Annotated in this window: 17 protein-coding genes; 11 read left to right on the top strand and 6 right to left on the bottom strand. The window is 72.7% G+C overall.

Features of this window, described 5'->3' with window-relative positions:
- Positions 1 to 26: 26 nt before the first annotated feature.
- From ACFUJ1_RS13200 to ACFUJ1_RS13190, 3 genes are read right to left on the bottom strand one after another with little or no spacing between them, the layout of a single operon-like run.
- Positions 27 to 1,613 (bottom strand): FAD-dependent oxidoreductase, encoded by a 1,587-nt coding sequence (locus tag ACFUJ1_RS13200; protein WP_378645320.1) that lies wholly within the window; start codon positions 1,611 to 1,613, stop codon positions 27 to 29.
- Positions 1,610 to 2,824, bottom strand: a complete 1,215-nt coding sequence (locus tag ACFUJ1_RS13195) for a cytochrome P450 (RefSeq protein ID WP_378645319.1) — start codon at positions 2,822 to 2,824, stop codon at positions 1,610 to 1,612. The genes ACFUJ1_RS13200 and ACFUJ1_RS13195 overlap by 4 nt, the downstream gene beginning before the upstream one ends.
- Positions 2,821 to 4,059, bottom strand: a complete 1,239-nt coding sequence (locus ACFUJ1_RS13190; protein WP_378645318.1) for a cytochrome P450 — start codon at positions 4,057 to 4,059, stop codon at positions 2,821 to 2,823. The genes ACFUJ1_RS13195 and ACFUJ1_RS13190 overlap by 4 nt, the downstream gene beginning before the upstream one ends.
- Before the next feature lie 206 nt (positions 4,060 to 4,265).
- Between ACFUJ1_RS13190 and ACFUJ1_RS13185 the strand changes: the two genes are divergently transcribed.
- From ACFUJ1_RS13185 to ACFUJ1_RS13160, 6 genes are read left to right on the top strand one after another with little or no spacing between them, the layout of a single operon-like run.
- Positions 4,266 to 5,903: an AMP-binding protein gene (locus ACFUJ1_RS13185; RefSeq protein ID WP_378645316.1), complete on the top strand. Its 1,638-nt coding sequence runs from the start codon at positions 4,266 to 4,268 to the stop codon at positions 5,901 to 5,903.
- 24 nt (positions 5,904 to 5,927) lie between these two features.
- On the top strand, positions 5,928 to 6,716 hold the full coding sequence (locus tag ACFUJ1_RS13180; protein WP_378645315.1) for a ferritin-like domain-containing protein: 789 nt from the start codon (positions 5,928 to 5,930) through the stop codon (positions 6,714 to 6,716).
- 2 nt (positions 6,717 to 6,718) lie between these two features.
- Positions 6,719 to 7,222 (top strand): PaaI family thioesterase, encoded by a 504-nt coding sequence (locus ACFUJ1_RS13175; protein ID WP_378645313.1) that lies wholly within the window; start codon positions 6,719 to 6,721, stop codon positions 7,220 to 7,222.
- Positions 7,219 to 7,476, top strand: a complete 258-nt coding sequence (locus tag ACFUJ1_RS13170) for an acyl carrier protein (RefSeq protein WP_378645311.1) — start codon at positions 7,219 to 7,221, stop codon at positions 7,474 to 7,476. The genes ACFUJ1_RS13175 and ACFUJ1_RS13170 overlap by 4 nt, the downstream gene beginning before the upstream one ends.
- Positions 7,473 to 8,306, top strand: a complete 834-nt coding sequence (locus tag ACFUJ1_RS13165) for an SAM-dependent methyltransferase (protein ID WP_378645310.1) — start codon at positions 7,473 to 7,475, stop codon at positions 8,304 to 8,306. Before ACFUJ1_RS13170 ends, ACFUJ1_RS13165 begins: the two co-directional genes overlap by 4 nt.
- A complete protein-coding gene (locus ACFUJ1_RS13160) occupies positions 8,303 to 9,136 on the top strand; it encodes an acyl-ACP desaturase (RefSeq protein WP_378645308.1) in 834 nt (277 codons plus the stop codon). The genes ACFUJ1_RS13165 and ACFUJ1_RS13160 overlap by 4 nt, the downstream gene beginning before the upstream one ends.
- A gap of 55 nt (positions 9,137 to 9,191) precedes the next feature.
- Here ACFUJ1_RS13160 and ACFUJ1_RS13155 read toward each other — a convergent pair whose 3' ends face one another.
- Positions 9,192 to 9,659, bottom strand: coding sequence for a PaaI family thioesterase (locus tag ACFUJ1_RS13155; RefSeq protein WP_378645307.1), 468 nt, complete (start codon positions 9,657 to 9,659; stop codon positions 9,192 to 9,194).
- Between the two features lie 109 nt (positions 9,660 to 9,768).
- The gene (locus ACFUJ1_RS13150; RefSeq protein ID WP_378645305.1) at positions 9,769 to 10,296 is read right to left on the bottom strand and encodes a TetR/AcrR family transcriptional regulator; all 528 of its coding nucleotides are present in this window, start codon (positions 10,294 to 10,296) and stop codon (positions 9,769 to 9,771) included.
- 68 nt (positions 10,297 to 10,364) lie between these two features.
- Here ACFUJ1_RS13150 and ACFUJ1_RS13145 point away from each other — a divergent pair, with 68 nt between their 5' ends.
- The 4 genes from ACFUJ1_RS13145 (at position 10,365) to ACFUJ1_RS13130 (ending at position 15,254) form a co-directional block, all read left to right on the top strand.
- Positions 10,365 to 11,585 (top strand): cytochrome P450, encoded by a 1,221-nt coding sequence (locus tag ACFUJ1_RS13145; RefSeq protein ID WP_378645304.1) that lies wholly within the window; start codon positions 10,365 to 10,367, stop codon positions 11,583 to 11,585.
- Positions 11,586 to 11,647: 62 nt separating this feature from the next.
- Complete coding sequence (locus ACFUJ1_RS13140; RefSeq protein WP_378645303.1) at positions 11,648 to 12,034, top strand: hypothetical protein; 387 nt, start codon at positions 11,648 to 11,650, stop codon at positions 12,032 to 12,034.
- Between the two features lie 44 nt (positions 12,035 to 12,078).
- Entirely contained in the window at positions 12,079 to 14,373 is a 2,295-nt protein-coding gene (locus ACFUJ1_RS13135) for a molybdopterin-dependent oxidoreductase (protein ID WP_378645302.1), read from the top strand.
- A gap of 71 nt (positions 14,374 to 14,444) precedes the next feature.
- Positions 14,445 to 15,254, top strand: a complete 810-nt coding sequence (locus tag ACFUJ1_RS13130) for a DUF1684 domain-containing protein (protein WP_378645301.1) — start codon at positions 14,445 to 14,447, stop codon at positions 15,252 to 15,254.
- A 6-nt stretch (positions 15,255 to 15,260) separates the two neighbouring features.
- Here ACFUJ1_RS13130 and ACFUJ1_RS13125 read toward each other — a convergent pair whose 3' ends face one another.
- Positions 15,261 to 15,707: a sigma factor-like helix-turn-helix DNA-binding protein gene (locus ACFUJ1_RS13125; RefSeq protein ID WP_378645300.1), complete on the bottom strand. Its 447-nt coding sequence runs from the start codon at positions 15,705 to 15,707 to the stop codon at positions 15,261 to 15,263.
- 179 nt (positions 15,708 to 15,886) lie between these two features.
- On the opposite strand from ACFUJ1_RS13125, the gene ACFUJ1_RS13120 reads away from it, so the two are divergent.
- A complete protein-coding gene (locus ACFUJ1_RS13120; RefSeq protein ID WP_378645299.1) occupies positions 15,887 to 16,909 on the top strand; it encodes an LLM class flavin-dependent oxidoreductase in 1,023 nt (340 codons plus the stop codon).
- Positions 16,910 to 16,983: the final 74 nt, after the last annotated feature.

Below are 16,983 nucleotides of genomic sequence, written 5' to 3'. Positions count from 1 at the left end.
GTGATCGGCCGCGACGTTGCGGCCGGTCACCCGGTCGGCTCGCTCGCGCCGTTCGCGCTGCTCGGCAGCAGGATTCGGCGGGCGAGGGTGGGCCGCAGCAGGGCCGCGGGCGGGTCGACGAGGTTGCCGACGCGCAGGAAGGCGCGGGCGACCAGCGGGTCGGCGTGCGCGGCGCGGTGTGCGCGCGCCACGTAGGCGTTGGTGAGTCGGGTGCGGACCGTGCGCGTGCCCCGCACCCCGGGGTTGGCCAGGTCGGAGCCGGCCGAGAGGCGCCAGGCGACATCGACCACCGCGCTCGCCGCCGCGTAGAACCGGGCGGGGAGGTCGGGGTCCTGGACGCCGGGCACCCGGCACGCGGGGCCGGTGGCAGCGCGCGCGGCGTCGTCGCCGGCTACCGCGGGGTCGGCGGCCAGGCAGTCGCGCAGCACCAGCGCCTGCTGGGCGGCGACCGCCATGCCCTGGGCGTACAGGGGGTTGAAGCTGCAGAGGGCGTCGCCGAGCACCAGGAAACCGGCCGGGACGGTCCGCAGCCGCTCGTAGCGGCGGCGCAGCGGGGAGCGGAAGCGGTGCGGGGTGATCTCGCCGAGCGGCTCGATGCCGTCGACCAGGTCGTGGATGTCGGGTGCCGCGAGGGTGGCGGCGAAGGCGGTGAAGCCTGCGGGGTCGGTGGGCGGGTGGTCGCCGAGCATGCCCGCGAGTGTGACGTGCCAGCGGTCGCCCTGCACCCGGATGGCGCCGCCGCCGCGCCCGTCCGGGCCGGTCGAGATGATCACCGAGGACTGGTTGTCCAGCTGCCCCTCGGTGCGCGGGAACAGTGCCGACGCGTAGCCGAGGTCGACCTCGAGCCGCTCCTCGGCCGGGGCGGGGAAGCCGAGGTCGGCGAGCCACTGCGGTGCGCGCGAACCACGGCCGGTCGCGTCGACCACCAGGTCGGCCGGGAGTTCGATGACGCCGACGGCCGGGTCGGCGGTACCGGGGTCGGCGGTACCGGGGTCGGCGGTGCCGGAGTCGGTGGTACCGGAGTCGGTGGTACCGGAGTCGGTGGTACCGGAGTCGGTGGTACCGGGGTCGGTGGTACCGGGGTCGGTGGTGCCGCGCGACCGCGCAGGCACCGGTGCCCCGTCGGGACCGGCCGCGGTAGCGGGATATCGGACGGTCGATTGCCCGTCGCCGGCCACCCGGACGCCGCGCACCGCGCCCGCGTCACCGACCAGCCCGCGCACGGTGCCGGTGTGCAGCCGAACCCCCGGTAGCGCCAGAACCCGCTCCCGGACAATGGCTTCCAGCAGCGGCCGAGTCGCCATGACCGAGGTCAGCCCGGTCGGCGTCGCCGCAAGCCGGGACCCGCCCAGGTACCACCTGGTGCCGACCAACGCCTCCGCGGTGGTCGCACCACGCGCGGCCGCCTCGCCGGTGAACCCGGGAAACAGCTCCTCCAGCACCGCCCGCCCCCGATCGAGCAGCCCGTGCAGGTGCCGCCCCTGCGGCACCCCGCGCCGCCACCCGGCGTCCAGCGAATCCCGCTCCACGAGAACCACTTCGGTGCAGTGATCGGCCAGCACCCTGGCCGCGAGCAACCCGGCGATCCCGGCCCCGAGCACGACCGCCTTCACAGCGTCACCGGCAGCGAGACGATCCCGCGATGGATCAGACTCGGCCGATACTGCACCGCGCCGGTGGCGAGCGCGAGCGCGGGCGCCCGATCGAGCAGCGCCCCGATCGCCGCCTCCGCCTCGATCCGCGCCAGCGGCGCACCGACGCAGTAGTGGATCCCGAGACTGAAGCCGAGATGCCGCCGCGCGGGCCGGTTCCCGGCATACCGGGTGATGTCGAAGCGATCCGCCTCCGGATATACCCGGTCGTCCCGGCTCGCCGACGCGGTGAGCACGACGACGCCGTCCCCGCGCCGGAACTCGTGCCCGCCGACCACGGTGTCCCGCAGCGCGACCCGGATGGTGAACTGCGTCGGCGCGTCGTAGCGCAGCATCTCGTCCAGCGCGGGCCCGATCAGCTCCCGGTTCGCCCGCAGCAGCCGCAGCTGGTCCGGGTTGCGGAGCAGCGCGAGCATGCCGTTGCCGATCAGGTTGATCGAGGTCTCCATCCCGGCGACCAGGGTGAGCAGCGCGATGCCGATCACCTCCGGCTCGGTGAGCGCGCCGTCGCCGACCGCGGCGATCAGCGTGCCGAGCAGGTCGTCGCCGGGGTTCCCGGCCCGCTGCGCCACGACCCGCGCGAAGTACCCCATGCACTCCAGCGCTGCCGCGCCGCGCGCCGCCACCTCGGCGTCGCCGAGCATCGAGTCCGGGTCGGTGCCACGGGCGATCGCCAGCTGCCAGGCTCGGAAGAGCGCGCCGTCGGCCGGGTCGGCGCCGAGCAGCCGGACCGGGACCATGGCCACCGCGAGCGGCACGGCCAGGTCGTTCAGGATGTCGAGCTCGCCGCGGCCGAGCGCCGCGTCGACCAGCTCGCCGACGACCTGCCCCGCCACCGGTGCGAGGCCGGCCATGACCCGCGGGGTGAAGCCCCGCGCCACCAGCTTGTGGTAGCGGCTGTGCTCGGGCGGGTCCATCCGGACGAAGGAGCCGGGGATGGCGGCGGTGGTGTCCCGGAACGGGCTGATGCCCGCGGCGTAGCCGTGGCCCCAGTCGTTCCCGGTGAGGATGGCGGCGCACTCCTCGTACCGGGTGACCAGGGTGACCGGGACGTCGCCGAAGGCGTAGGGGAGCAGCGCGGCGGCGTCCCTGGCCCGGCGGTAGGCCGGGTACGGGTCGGCGCGTTCGCTCGGCTCGAAGGCGTCGAAGGTGATCTCGTCGGCGGCGGTCACGTGCCCTCCAGATGTACGAGCAGCCGCGACATTCCGCGCACGACCACATTCGGCTTGTACGGGGGTTCCTCCAGCAGCGTCACCGCGCCGACCCGCGCGGCGAGCGCGCGCAACACCAGCTCCATCTCCAGCCGGGCCAGCGGCGCGCCGAGGCAGTAGTGCAGCCCGAGCCCGAAGGACAGGTGCCGCTCCACCTTTCGGCCCCCGGTGTAGCGGGCGATGTCGAAGGCGGCGGCGTCGGGGAAGGCCACCGGGTCCCGGTTGGCGGAGCCGAGCAGCACGATCACGGCGTCACCGGGGGCGAAGATGCGCTCGCCGACGGTGATCTCGGCGTGCGCGGTGCGGGTGGTGAGGTGCACGGGGGCGTCGTAGCGGAGCACCTCGTCCACCGCGGGCCCGGCGAGGTCGGGGGCGGCGCGCAGCCGTTCGAACTGCTCCGGGTTCCGGATCAGGGCGAGCACGCCGTTGCCGATCAGGTTGACCGTGGTTTCGTGCCCGGCGACCACCAGGATGAGCAGGGTGCCGAGCAGCTCGGCGCGGGTGAGCCGGGCGCCGGCGTCGTCGGCCTGCACCAGCGCGGTGATCAGGTCGTCCGCGGGGGTGCGTCGGCGCCGGTCGGTGAGGTCACCGAAGAACTCGAGGAAGGCGTGCACCGCGGCGCTGCGGGCGGCGAGCTCGGCGGGGGAGAGCAGCACGTCGGGGTCGAGGCCGCGGGCGATGTCGGCGGAGATGCGGCGCACGTGCTCGTGCGCCTCGGCGGGCACCCCGAGCAGCTCGCAGACCAGGGTGAGCGGCAGCGGGTAGGCGAGCGCGTCCAGCAGGTCGACCTCGCCGCGGGCCAGCGCCGCGGTGCACAGCTCGTGCACCAGCCGCTCGGCCCGTTCGCGCAGCCCGTGCACGGTGCGCGCGGTGAACGCCTTGCTCACCAGCCCGCGCAGCCGGGTGTGCTCCGGCGGCTCCATCCAGAGGAACGAGCCGGGCAGCTCGACATCGCTGTCACCGTGCAGCAGCTGCGGCTCCTCGGCGTGGCTCCAGCGCGGGTCCTGCAGAATGGTCTGCGCCTCGCGGTGCGTGGTCACCAGGTGGGTCTCGTGCGGGCCGGACACGAACGGTCCGGCCGCGCGGAGCACCGCGTAGCTGTCGTACGGGTTGTGCCGCAGGTGCGGGGCGATGCTGTCGATGACCGCCAGCTGTACCGGCGACAATTCTTGTACCGCGGATTGTTCCGAACTCACCGGTGACTCCTGAATGCGGAGAACAATTTCGGTGCAATCGTCGCGAACTCGCGAGCCCGGCCGCGGTGGTGATCGGCCGCTTCTATCGCACCATAGCCGAACTTCGTTATCGCGCAGCGTGATCGGGCGATCGGCCCTGTTTATCGAACACTGTAGTTCACAGTGCATTCGCGGTGCCGTCACACTGCGCTGGTGTCGTTGCCCGCATGCATTCCGCGGAAACACTTCCCGGCAGGCTGGCCGAGATCGCGGCCGCGTTTCCCGCGGTGCCTGCGACTTTCTGGTCGGTGTCGGAGACCGTTCCCTACGCCGAGCTGCACCGCCGGTCGGGCGTGCTGGCCGCCGCGCTGGTCAGGCACGGCGTCGCCCGCGGCGAGCCGGTCGGCATCCTGTGCCCGAACGCGCCGGAATTCCTGGTCGCGCTCTTCGCCGCGGCGGCCGCCGGCGGCGCCGCGACCCCGCTGCCGCTGCCCGCCGGGGCGAAACAGACCGCCGCATTCCCGCGGAAACTTTCCGCGATCACCGTTGCCGCCGGAATGCGCACCGTCCTGGTCTCGCACCGCTTCGCCGCGATGGTGCCCGCGCTCGCCGGTGATTCCACCGTGAATTTCCTCGATATCGGCGAATTGACGGCCGAGGACCACAGCGCGGAAACGCTGCTGCCCGCGATCGGCGCCGACGACCTCGCCGTCGTGCAATTCACCTCGGGTAGCACCGCGACCCCGAAGGGCGTCCGGCTCACGCACCGGAACGTGCTGACCGGGCTGGCCGCCATTCGCACCGGAATCGCGCTGGATCTGGACGACCGCGGCGGGTTCTGGCTGCCGCTCTTCCACGACATGGGGTTGTTCGGCACGCTGTCGGCGATCCTGCGCGGCATCCAGGCGCACGTGTGGTCGCCGCTCGCTTTCGTGAAGGACCCGGCGCGCTGGCTGGCCCAGTTCGCCGAGTCCGGCAGCACCATCACCGCCATGCCGAACTTCGGCTACGAGGCGCTGCTCGCCGCCGTCCCGCCCGCGGAGGTGACCGGGTACGACCTGAGCCGCTGGCGGATCGCCTTCAACGGCTCCGAGCCGATCTCCTACGAGGTGGTCGACGCCTTCCGGAAGCGTTTCGCGCCGGCGGGTTTCGGTGACGCCACCATGTTCGGCGTGTACGGCATGGCCGAGGCGACGCTGGCCGTCGCCTTCCCGCCGCTCGGCCGCCCCCCGCACTTCGAATGGGTGGACCGCACCTGGCTCGCCGACGACGCGGTGGCGCTCCCGGTGGCGCCGGAGCTGCCGAGCGCGCGGGCGGTGGCCGGGGTCGGCGCCCCGGTGGACGGCATGCGGCTGCGCGTGGTCGACCTGGACGGCGCCGACCTGCCGGACGGCGGGGTCGGCGAGATCCTGATCCGGGGCGGCTCGGTCACCGACGGCTACCTGACCGCCGACCCGGCGAGCGTGGCCGGGCTCTTCGCCGACGGCTGGCTGCGCACCGGCGACCTCGGCTACCTGCGCGCCGGCGAGCTCTTCGTCACCGGCCGCTGCAAGGACATGATCACCGTGCGCGGCGTCAACTACTACGCGCAGGACGTCGAGGCCACGGTGCGCGGCCTGCCCGGGCTGTACCGGGGCCGCTGCACCGCCGCCGCCGAGCCGGACGCCGACGTCATCACGCTGATCGCGGAGACCGAGCTGACCGGCACCGCCGCCGACCGGCTCGCCGAGCGGATCCGGGCGGCCACCGGCGAGGAGCTCGGGCTCACCGCGGTCGAGGTGCACCTGGTCGCGCCGCGCAGCATCCCGCGGACCAGCAGCGGCAAGCTGCAGCGCCAGGCCGCCCGCCGGCTCGTCGGACAGTAACCACCCAACGGAATCGGAGCACCCGTGCACAGCTACGACGTCTTCCGCCACTACGAGCGCCTGCACTGGCGCCTCGCCGACCTCGACCTCGGCGCCGTCGACCTCGACCTGGTCGAGCCCGAGTACGTGACCCTGGCCAAGAGCGCGACCATGGGCGAGTCCAATGTCATCGCGGCCGTGCACGGCTTCATGAACGAGTTCGTCGACGACTACGACTTCTCCACCTTCGCCGTGGTCTGGGGCTTCCAGGAGGTGCAGCACCACTACGCCTTCCGGGCCTGGCTGGACGCGGTGGGCGAGGCGGTCGACGCCGAGGCGGTCGACGCCATGCGCGAGCCCTACGCGCCGGGTACCACGCCGTCGGCGACGCTCGCCACCAACATCATCTCCGAGCTCACGGTGAACCACATCTACCGCGCGGTGGCGGCGTGGGTGCGGGAGCCGGTGCTGAAGGGGCTGCTGCTCAGCGCGAGCCGGGACGAGGCCGGGCACGCCCGCGAGTTCATCCACTACACCACCGAGCGGCTGAAGAAGAAGCCGGAGGAGCTGCCGTCGGTGCTGGAGACGCTCTACGTCTACAGCTCGGAGGCGAAGATCAAGCACCCGGTCAGCACCTTCAAGGCGGGCATCAGCGAGCTCGGCGAGCACGAGACCATCGACACCGGCTTCGACCTGTTCCTGGAGCAGGTGGCCGCCGAGGGCGAGCTGGACGTGCTGCACGACAAGATCCGCCGCACCTTCGGAAACCTGACCGGGCTGGATCTCTCCAGCAACGCGCGGGTACGCCGCGCGCTCGCCGACGTGATCGCCTGATCGTGGCAGGCACCGTGCGGGTCCCGTGGTCGGTGATCCCGGACTACCACTGCTTCGGCTGCTCCCCGCACAACGCGGGCGGGCTGCGGCTGCGCTTCACCCCGGACCCGGAGGGGCTGCGCACCGACTTCCGGCTCGGCCGCGCCTTCGAGTCGTACCCCGGCGTGGTGCACGGCGGCATGATCGGGGTGATCGCGGACGAGCTGATGGGCAACCTCATCGTGCTCGCCGGGCAGCGGCCTGCCTTCACCGTCAGCCAGCGGACCCGCTTCCTCACCCCGCTGCTGATCGACCGCGACTACCACTGCGTCGCGTCGCTCGCCGCGACCGCGCCCGGCCCGATCCGGGCATCGGCCGAGGTGCGGGACGCCGACGGCGCGGTCTGCGCCACCTCGACCGCCAGCTACCAGCCCTTCGAGCTGGCCGCCGTGCGGCACCAGCTCACCCTCGGCGACGACGAGGTCGCCCTGCTCGCCACCGCCCTCGCGAACGGAGTCCAGCCATGACCAGCACCGCCGACATCCTGCGTACCGTCACCGAGATCGCCACCGCCGAGACCGGGATCCCCGGCACCGAGCTGCGCCCCGACGCCGACCTGCGCGGCATGGAGGGCGTCGACTCGGTGCGGGTGCTGCGCATGGTCGCCAAGATCGAGCGCGCCTTCGACATCGAGATGGAGGACGAGGAGGTCTTCGGCCTCTCCAGCCTGGACGACGTCGTGACCGTGGTGGACCGCGCCCTGCGTGAGGAAGCCGCGTGACCGTCACCGCCGATACCAATCAGCACTACGACCTCGACCCGGACATCTTCGGGCAGTTCCTCGACCCGCTGCGCAAGTACAGCTCGGCGCTGTACGAGTCGGAGTCCGACACGCTCGAGCAGGCGCAGCGCACCAAGCTGCGGTTCGTGGCGGACCGGCTCGGGCTCACCGGCGGGGAGCGACTGCTCGACGTCGGCTGCGGGTGGGGGTCGCTGATCCTGTTCATGGCGGCGGAATTCGGCTGTGCGACAACGGGGATCAGCCCGGCGCCGCGCCAGCACGGGTACATCGCCGAGCAGGCCGCCGCGCGCGGCGTCGCCGACCGGGTGCACACCCGGGTCGGGCACTTCGAGCAGCTCGACCTGCCCGCGAAGAGCTTCGACGCGGTGACGCTGCTCGGCTCGATCGTGCACATGCCGGACCTGGACGCCGTCTTCCGCCGCGCGAAAACGGTACTGCGCCGCGGTGGTTCGCTCTATGTCTCGGAGAGCTGTTTCCGCAACGCCGCCGCCCGCGATGCCTTCGACACCAGGGCAGGCACCGAGTTCGTGCGCGCGGACATCTTCGGCTGGGGCGACCTGCGCCCGCTCTCCGACCTGCTCACCGCCGCCGAGAACGCCGGCTTCTCGATCACCGCCGTCGACGACCTCACCGCGCACTACCACCGCACCATCGAGGACTGGATCGGCAACGTGGACGCGGCCGCCGAGCGCATCGACGCACACCGCCCCGGCCTCGCCGCCCAGCTGCGGCACTACCTGGAGATCGCCAACGCCGGGTGGGGCTACACCACCAAGCACTACGCCCTGACCTGCCGGAACGCCCGATGACGGCGCTCATCCCGGTCACCGAGGTGGCGGCGGCGGTGGACGGCTTCCTCGCCGCCTCGCCCGCCGCCCGCGCCTGGGACGTGGAGACCGCCTTCGACTGGGCCCGCGCCGACGCGGACCGGCTCACCGGCGGGCAGCGCTCCGCGGTCCGCTTCGTCACCCTGATCGAGGACCACCTGCCCGGCTACTTCGACGTCTACCATCGGCACTTCCCGGTGGACGACACCGTCGACCTCGCCACCTTCACGCACAACCGCGAGCTCTACCACTTCACCGTGCGCTGGGCACTGGAGGAGGACACGCACGCCAGGGCGCTCGCCCGCTACCAGGACGCCGCCGGCATCGCCGAGCGCGGCGCCCTGCGCGACGAACTCGCGATCGAGGGGCGGAAACCCTTCGGCCTGCCCTACGACCACCCGGTGCAGTTCTTCGCCTACGCCCTGGTGCAGGAGAAGGCGACGCAGATGTACTACCAGCACCTGCGCGACGTGGTCGACGAGCCGGTGCTGGCCGCCGTGCTCGGCAGGCTGGCCCGCGACGAGGCGCGGCACTTCAGCTTCATGGCGGACGTGGTGAGCCGCTACCTGCGCGTGCACGGCGACGACGTGGTCGACCCGCTGCGCGACGTGATCGCCAATTTCCGCATGCCGCTGGCGGATACGATGCGCGGATACTGGCGCTGGGCGCTGGAGATCGCGGACGTGGCGTCCTACGACCACACCGAGGCGTACGAGCACCTGATCAGGGTGATCGACCGCGCGGTGGACGCCAGGACCGATCGGGTGGACGAACTGGCGCGCTTCATCGCCGAATGCCGCACCGTGGCCTGATCTTTCAGAAGCAGACGGCCCCCGCCCCTTCCGGGCGGGGGCCGTCGGCGTCGGGTCACCCCTCCGGCTGCAGGACCAGGATCGTGGTGCTGCCGTGCGCGATCAGCTTGCCCGCGGCGTCGGTGATCTTGCCCTCCGCGGTCGCGGTGCGGCGCCCGAGGTGCACGGCATTCGCCTCGCAGGTGAGCCGCGACCCGTCCAGCGTCACCGAGCGGATGAAGTTCAGCTTGAGCTCCAGCGTGGTGTAGGCGACGCCGTCGCCGAGCTTGGTGAAGACCGCGCTGCCCATGGCGGTGTCCATGAGCGTGGCGAGCACGCCGCCGTGCACCGTGAACATGGCGTTGATGGTGGCCGGGTTCGGGTCGAGGTAGTAGCGGGTGTACCCCTCGCCCGCCGTCTCCAGCCGGATGCCGAGCGACGCGCCGACGCCGAGATTCTCGGTCAGCCCCCGCTCGAAGATCGTGGTCAACTCGTGCACGCGCTTGCCGACGGTCTCACCGGCGTGGGTATCGGTGCTGGTCATGGCCTCTTCCTTCGTCGCGGACGATGCCACCCCATTCGACCAGCGGCGGGTGAACCGCGGGCGGCGCCGAGCCGCTGCATTCCCGCTTTCGATCGGCCGATAGGCGGGGTCAGGGCGCGGCGATGCCCGCCGCCTGCCGCAGCTGCGCCAGGAACTCAGCCCGGTCGTCCCCGCCGACCAGGTAGTGCGCGACCGCCACCCGGACCAGCGTGCCCGCGACGACGCGCGGATCGCCCTGCGTGACAGCCGGTTCGAGCAGCCGCCGCATGATCGGGATGACCCGTTCCAGCTGGACGAGCACGTAGTCCGGCTCGATGTCGACCACGCGGCTCAGCGAGTACGACCCCTGGTGCTCGACCATGTAGCGCAGCACCGCGTCCAGCCGGGCATGCCCTTCCAGCCCCTCGGTGACGGCGCGCAGCCCGGCCTCGATATTCGCCGTCTCGTAGGCGCCGAAGGCGGCGAGCAGCTCGGCCTTGGAGGCGAAGAAGCGGTACAGCGTCGGGCGCGAGACCTTGGCCTGCACGGCGACCTCGGAGAGGCTCAGCTTGCCGTGGCCCTTGCGGGCGAGCACCTCGAAGGTTGCCCGGAGGATGCGGGTACGGGTGCCGTGGTCGGCGGAGGAAATCGAGGGCACTTTACAACCTTTACGGATTCTGTAAGAAGTGTAATCCTGGCGACGGCCGGATAGACAAGAGGTATGCCATGAATCACTCGCTCGTTGCCGACGACGCCATCGATTTCGATCCCTTCTCCGCCGAATTCCACGACGACCCGCAGGCCGTCTACCGCCGGCTGCGCGACGACGCGCCGGTCTATCACAGTGCCCGCTACGGCTTCTGGGCGCTCTCCCGCTACGCCGACGTGGTCCCGGGGATGAAGGACTTCGACACCTTCTCCTCGGGCCGCGGGGTCACCCTGGAGCAGGTGCTCGCCCCCGAGCCGCCGGAGCAGCGGATTCCCATGATCATCATGATAGACCCGCCGGAGCACACCCGGATGCGCAAGCTGGTCAGCGCGGTCTTCACGCCGCGCGCCATCACGGGACTCGAACCCATGATCCGGGAGACCGTGCGCGCCTTCGCCGAGCGGTTGCGCGGGGATTCCTTCGACGTGGTGGCCGACTACTCGAACCTCTTCCCGATCGAGGTGATCACCACCATGCTCGGGGTGCCGCCGGAGGACAGGCAGCAGCTGCGGCAGTGGCTGGCGACCCCGCTGGAGCGCGAGCCGGGGCAGATGGGGATGAGCGAGGCGGGGCGGGCGGCGGCGCAGGCCAGCACCGGGTACTACGCCGCGCTGATCGCCGAGCGCAGGGCGCGGCCGCTCGACGACATGATCAGCAGGTTGATCGAGGTCGAGGTGGATCGCGAGGACGGCGCCGCCACCCGGCTCACCGACCGCGAGATCCTCGGCTTCATCTCGCTGCTCGCCGGGGCGGGCGCGGAGACCGTCGCCAAACTGCTCGGCAGCGCGGCGGTGCTCTTCGGCGCGCACCCCGAGCAGTGGCTGGCGCTGCGCGCGGACCGCTCGCTGCTGGCGGGCGCCTTCGAGGAGGTGCTGCGGTACGAGGGGCCGGTGCAGTACGACGTGCGCTACACGCTGCGCGACGTCGAACTGCACGGCCGCACGATCCCGGCGCACAGCCCCGTATTGATGCTGCTGGCCGCGGCGACCAGGGACCCGCGCTCGATCCCGGAGGCCGAGCGCTTCGACATCACCCGCGCGTTCAGCGGCAACAACCTCGGCTTCGGCTACGGCATCCACCGCTGCCTCGGCGCCGCGCTGGCCCGGCTGGAGGGGCGGATCGGGCTGGACGCCATGCTCGACGCCATGCCCGCGTTCTCCGTCGACCCGAGTGGTCTGCGCCGGTCGCGGGAGACCAGCGTCGCGGGCTGGACGCACGTTCCGGTCCGGTTGGGGTAGCGGCGTTTCGGGTGGGGGTGTGCGCGGGCACCCTGGGGGAGAGCGCGACGGAAGGGACAGCAATGAGGGCACTGTGCACGACCGGGGTAGCGGTGGCGGCGGTATTGGCGATCGCGGCCGCACCCGCGGGAGCGGAGATCACCGGCATCACCGTGGAACCGGGAATCTCCAGCGGCAGCTCGTCCCCGTACGGCACCGGCTGCGCCTACACCGTCACCGCGAACGCGGCGCCCGGCGAGTACGTGAGCTTCTACGACAGCCAGCGCGGCTCGTTCGACCCGCCGTGGGCCATCCCGGTCGGGCCGAGCGGGATCGCCACCGCGATCTGGACCCCGCAGGAGCGCGGTGCGCACACCCTGCACGCCGTGCAGATCGGCGGCGAGCGATCGGTGCGGGTCGAGGTCGGTACCGGCATCGACCTGGGGATCACCTGCCTGGTCCTGCCCTGAGCGCCGGTAACCTCTGGGTTTCGCCGTAACCCGAGGGGGAGCACATGTCGGAGCCGCGGCTCACCGCGACGCACTGGGGGAACTACCTGGTCGGCGCCGCGCCGGACGGCAGCATCGCGGTGCGGCCCGCCGCCGGTGACCCCGAACCGTCGCCGATCGGCCGGTCGCTCGCCGCCGCGCGGGATCCGGGCGTGCGGATCGCCCGGCCCGCGGTGCGCCGCGGCTACCTGCGCGACCGGGACCGCTCCGGCCGCGGCCGCGAGCCGTTCGTCGAGGTCGGCTGGGACGAGGCGCTCGACCTCGCGGCAGGCGCCCTGCGCGACACCATCGCCGCGCACGGCAACAGCGCGATCTACGGCGGCTCGTACGGCTGGGCCAGCGCGGGCCGCTTCCACCACGCGCAGGGCCAGCTGCACCGCTTCCTGCGGCTGGCGGGCGGCTACACCGACTCGGTCGACACCTACTCCTTCGCCGCGGCCGAGGTGATCGTGCCGCACATCATCGGGCTGAACGCCTACTACGCGGGCAAGCAGGCGCCGACCACCGCCGAGGTGGCCGAGCACTGCCGCTGCCTGGTCCTCTTCGGCGGCGCGCCGAGCCGCAACACCCAGGTGAACCCGGGCGGCATCGGCGCGCACGACGACCGCGGGCACCTGGCCGAGCTGAGCGCGGCCGGGGTGGAGATCGTGCACGTCGGCCCGCTCCGGGACGACGTGGACGCCGCGGTCGGCGCCCGCTGGCTGCCCTGCCGCCCGAACGCCGACGTCCCGGTGCTGCTCGCGCTGGTGCACACGGTGCTTGCCGAGAACTGGCAGGACGACGATTTCCTGGCCCGCTACACTGTCGGCTTCGACGAGTTCGCGCGCTATGTCCGCGGCGGCGACGGCGTGCCGAAGACGCCGGAGTGGGCGGCCGGGCTCTCCGGCGTCCCCGCGGCCGAGATCCGCGCGCTGGCAAGGAAACTCGCCTCCGGACGCAGCCTGATCGGCCTCTCCTACGCGGTGCAGCGCGCCAGGTACGGCGAGCAGCCGTACTGGGCCGCGTGGGCGCTCGCCGCCGCGCTCGGGTACATCGGGCTGCCCGGCGGCGGCGTGCAGATGGGGTCCGGCGTCGGCAAGGGGACCACGTTGCAGCGCCGGGTGCCGCCGTTCCGGATCGGCACCATCCCGCAGGGCCCGAACCCGGTCTCGGACGCCGTCCCGGTCTCCCGGATCGCCGAGCTGCTCGAGCGCCCCGGCGAGCCCTACCGCTACAACGGCGCCGACCGCGTCTACCCGCAGATCGACCTCGTCTACTGGGCCGGCGGCAACCCCTTCCACCATCACCAGGACCTGAACCGGCTGCGCCGCGCCTGGACCCGCCCCGGCACGGTGATCGTCAACGAGCACAGCTGGACCGCCACCGCCAGACACGCCGACATCGTCTTCCCGGTCACCACCGCCCTGGAGCGCGAGGATTTCGCCGGCAGCAGCAGCGACCACTGGCTCACCCCCATGCACCGCGTCTTCGAGCCGTACGGCGAGGCCCGCGACGACCACGCCGTCCTGGCCGCGCTGGCCGAGCGGCTCGGCTTCGGCGCCGCCTTCACCGAGCGGCGCTCGACCGCCGAGTGGGTCGAACACGTCTGGGAGACAACCCGATCCGACGCCGCGGCGGTAGGCGTCGAACTCCCCGCCTACCGCGCCTTCCGCGCCGGCCCGCCGCTCGACCTGCGCCCCCTGCTCCCCGAGCGCGAACACGACCTCGAACGCTTCCGTGCCGCCCCGGAGCGGCACCCGCTGCGCACCCCCTCCGGCCGGATCGAGATCTACTCGCAGACCATCGCCGAGGCCGGCGACCTCCTCGGCCACCCCGCCTGGTACCCGGACCGCGAATGGCTCGGCGACCCCCGCGCCGAACGCTTTCCGCTGCACCTGCTCTCCAACCAGCCTGCCACCCGCCTGCACAGCCAGCTCGACAACGGCGCCACCAGCCGCGACGCCAAGATCGCCGACCGCGAGCCGCTGCGCCTGCACCCCGCCGACGCCGCCGCCCGCGGCCTCCGCGACGGCGACCTCGCCCGCGTCTTCAACGACCGCGGCGCCTTCCTGGCCGGCGTCGCCACCTCCGACGCCCTGCTCCCCGGCGTCGCCCAGATCGCCACCGGCGCCTGGTACGACCCGGACGACGAGCTCGGCCTGGAGCGGCACGGCAACCCGAATGTCGTCACCCCCGACATCGGCACCAGCCCGCTGGCCCAGGGGCCGTCACCGAACAGCTGCCTGGTCCAGGTCGAGAAGTTCGACGGCGCCCCGCCCCCGGTCCGCGCCTTCCAGCCGCCCGAGTTCGGTTCCCGCTGAGCCCAACCCTCGGCCGCCGTCCCCGCGCGCTGCGACGATGATTCTTTGCCCGGCGAGCGCGAGGAGCGGAAATGACGACGTCGGCGATCGGGACGGCATTCGAAGCGGACTGGGCGGAGTGGCACCGCGGGCAGGAGGCGCGGCTGGCCGACCCGCACGGGTTCCTGGCGATCACCGCGCTGCACTGGCTCGGCCCGGAGCCGGAGCGGTTCGACGACGCGCCCGGTGCGTGGTCGGCGGGGCCGGACGGCGTCACCGTCGTGCTCGACGCGGGCGAGGAGCTGGTGATCGAGGGCGAGCCGGTGACCGGGACGTACCGGTTCGCACCGATCCCGGAGCGCGGCGGGGTGAACGCGGTCTGGGGCGACGCGGTGATCGAGGTGGCCAAGCGCGGTGGCTTCGACATCGTGCGGCCGAGGCACCCGGGCAATGCCCTGCGCACCGCCTTCCGCGGCACCCCGGCCTACCCGCCGAGCCGGGAGTGGGTGGTCACCGGGCAGTACCGGGCCTTCGCCGAGCCGGAGCCGACCACCGTCGGCGCCTCGGTGGAGGGGCTGGAGCACGTCTACGACGCACCCGGCGAGATCACCTTCGAGCTGGCGGGCGCGGAGCAGCGGCTCACGGCCTTCCCCGGCAAAGCGCCCGGCTCGCTGACGGTGCTCTTCACCGACGCCACCTCGGGCGTCACCACCTACGCGGCGAACCGGGCGCTGCAGGTGCCCGCACCCGCCGCCGACGGCAGCGTCGTGCTCGACTTCAACCGGGCCGCCAACCTTCCCTGCGCCTACACCGACCTGGCGACCTGCCCGCTACCGCCCGCGCGCAATCGGCTCGCGGTCGCGGTGGAGGCGGGCGAGCAGATCCCGTTCGAGCGGCGCTGAGGCGGCTCAGGCCGCCAGCGTGGTCCGGAGCGTGTCCAGCGCCCGATGCTGGGTGACCCGGACCGCGCCGATGGTGGTGTGCAGCGCGCTGGCGGTCTCGTCGGCGGAGAGCCCGAGCACCAGCCGCAGCACGAGCACCTCGCGCTGCGATTCCGGGAGTTCCCCTAGGGGTTCCGGGCTGCGCGTACCGCGGCGGCGCAGTACGTCGGCGACGGTGCGCGAGGTCATCCGGTAGGCGAAGGCGAGGAAGGAGCCGCCGGATTCGGCGAACCGGGGCAGCGCGGTGAGCAGCTCGGCGCAGATTCCGGTGGCGACGGCGTCCGCGGGATCGGTGCCGAGCCGGGCCCGGCAGTACCTGGTCACGAAGGGTTTCACCTGGTCGAGCAGCGTGCCGAGCGCGGCACCGTCGCCACCGGCGGCCGCCAGGTGCAGCGCCGAATTGCCGCCGTCCATCGCCCCGAACCTCCCATTTCGAATGCTTCGTCCGCCCAGCATCGTAGGCGCAACCGCGCTCGCGGTCGTCACTCGTTCGGCGGACATTCGTGGACGCCCGGTCAGCCGCGCGGGGAAGGGTTGCGTTCCGGCCGAACGCAAGGGTGGCGCGCGCCGCCTCCGGCGGGTTGCCTGGCAGGGTGGCACCTCGTATCGCGACCCTCGCCTTCCTCACGCCGGGCAACTTCGCCGACGACGACCCCTACACCGGGCTGGAGGACACGCTCCAGCTCTTCGAGTACGGCGAGCGGCTCGGCTTCGACGGCGGCTGGATCCGGCAGCGGCACCTGGAGCACGGGGTCGGCTCGGCGGCGGTCTTCCTGGCCGCGGCGGCGCAGCGCACGAAGCGGATCGAGCTGGGCTCGGCGGTGATCCCGATCGGCTACGAGAGCCCGTTCCGGCTGGCCGAGGATCTGGCGCTGGCCGACGTGCTCTCCCGCGGCCGGTTGCAGCCGGGGTTCAGCGCGGGCACCCCGCCGCACGCGGAGCTCCTCGGCGACCTGGTCTTCGACGGTGACTGGCGCTCGTACGACCTCTCGCACACCCGGATCGAGCGGCTCGTCGAGAACCTGCGCGGCGGGTACCTGGGCGGGCCGGACACCGTCATCCACTCACCGGGCAACACCCAGCGGCCGCGGCTGCAACCGCACGATCCCGGGCTGATCGACCGGCTCTGGTACGGCGGCTCCAGCGGCCGCTCGGTGCGCTGGGCCGGCGAGCACGGGCTGAACCTGCTCACCGGCAATATCGTGCTCGGCGAGCAGAGCGACGACTTCGGTACGAGCCAGCTCGCGCTCATCGCCGCCTACCGGGAGCGGATCGACCAGGCGCGGCCGGGCCGGGTCGCGGTGGGCCGGGTGATCGTGCCGACCGACGGTGCGGATCGCGCCACCCGCGAACGGTATCGGCGCTACGCCGAGTCCAGGCACGAGCGCACGCTCGGCCCGCAGGGCGAGCGCCGGGTGCTCTTCGCCCCCGACCTGGTCGGCCCGGCCGAGGAGATCGTGCAGCGGCTGGCGGCCGACCCGGTACTGGCCGAGACCACCGAGCTGCGCCTGGAGCTGCCCTACGAGTTCCACCGCGCCGAGTACGAGCAGATCCTGCACGACGCGGTCGAGCTGGTCGGCCCCGCGCTCGGCTGGAAACCGGCGATTCCGGCGTAGCCGCCAGGCTTTCGCTCGCCACAATCCCAACCGTTGCCCGCGGCACCGGCGCGCGGATTGCATGGAGGCGTAGT

Source organism: Nocardia sp. NPDC057227 (genome assembly GCF_042669725.1).
Taxonomy (GTDB): Bacteria; Actinomycetota; Actinomycetes; order Mycobacteriales; family Mycobacteriaceae; genus Nocardia; species Nocardia asteroides_A.
The sequence above is the reverse complement of the archived record's forward strand: the minus strand, read 5'-3'. Positions and strand labels throughout refer to the sequence as shown.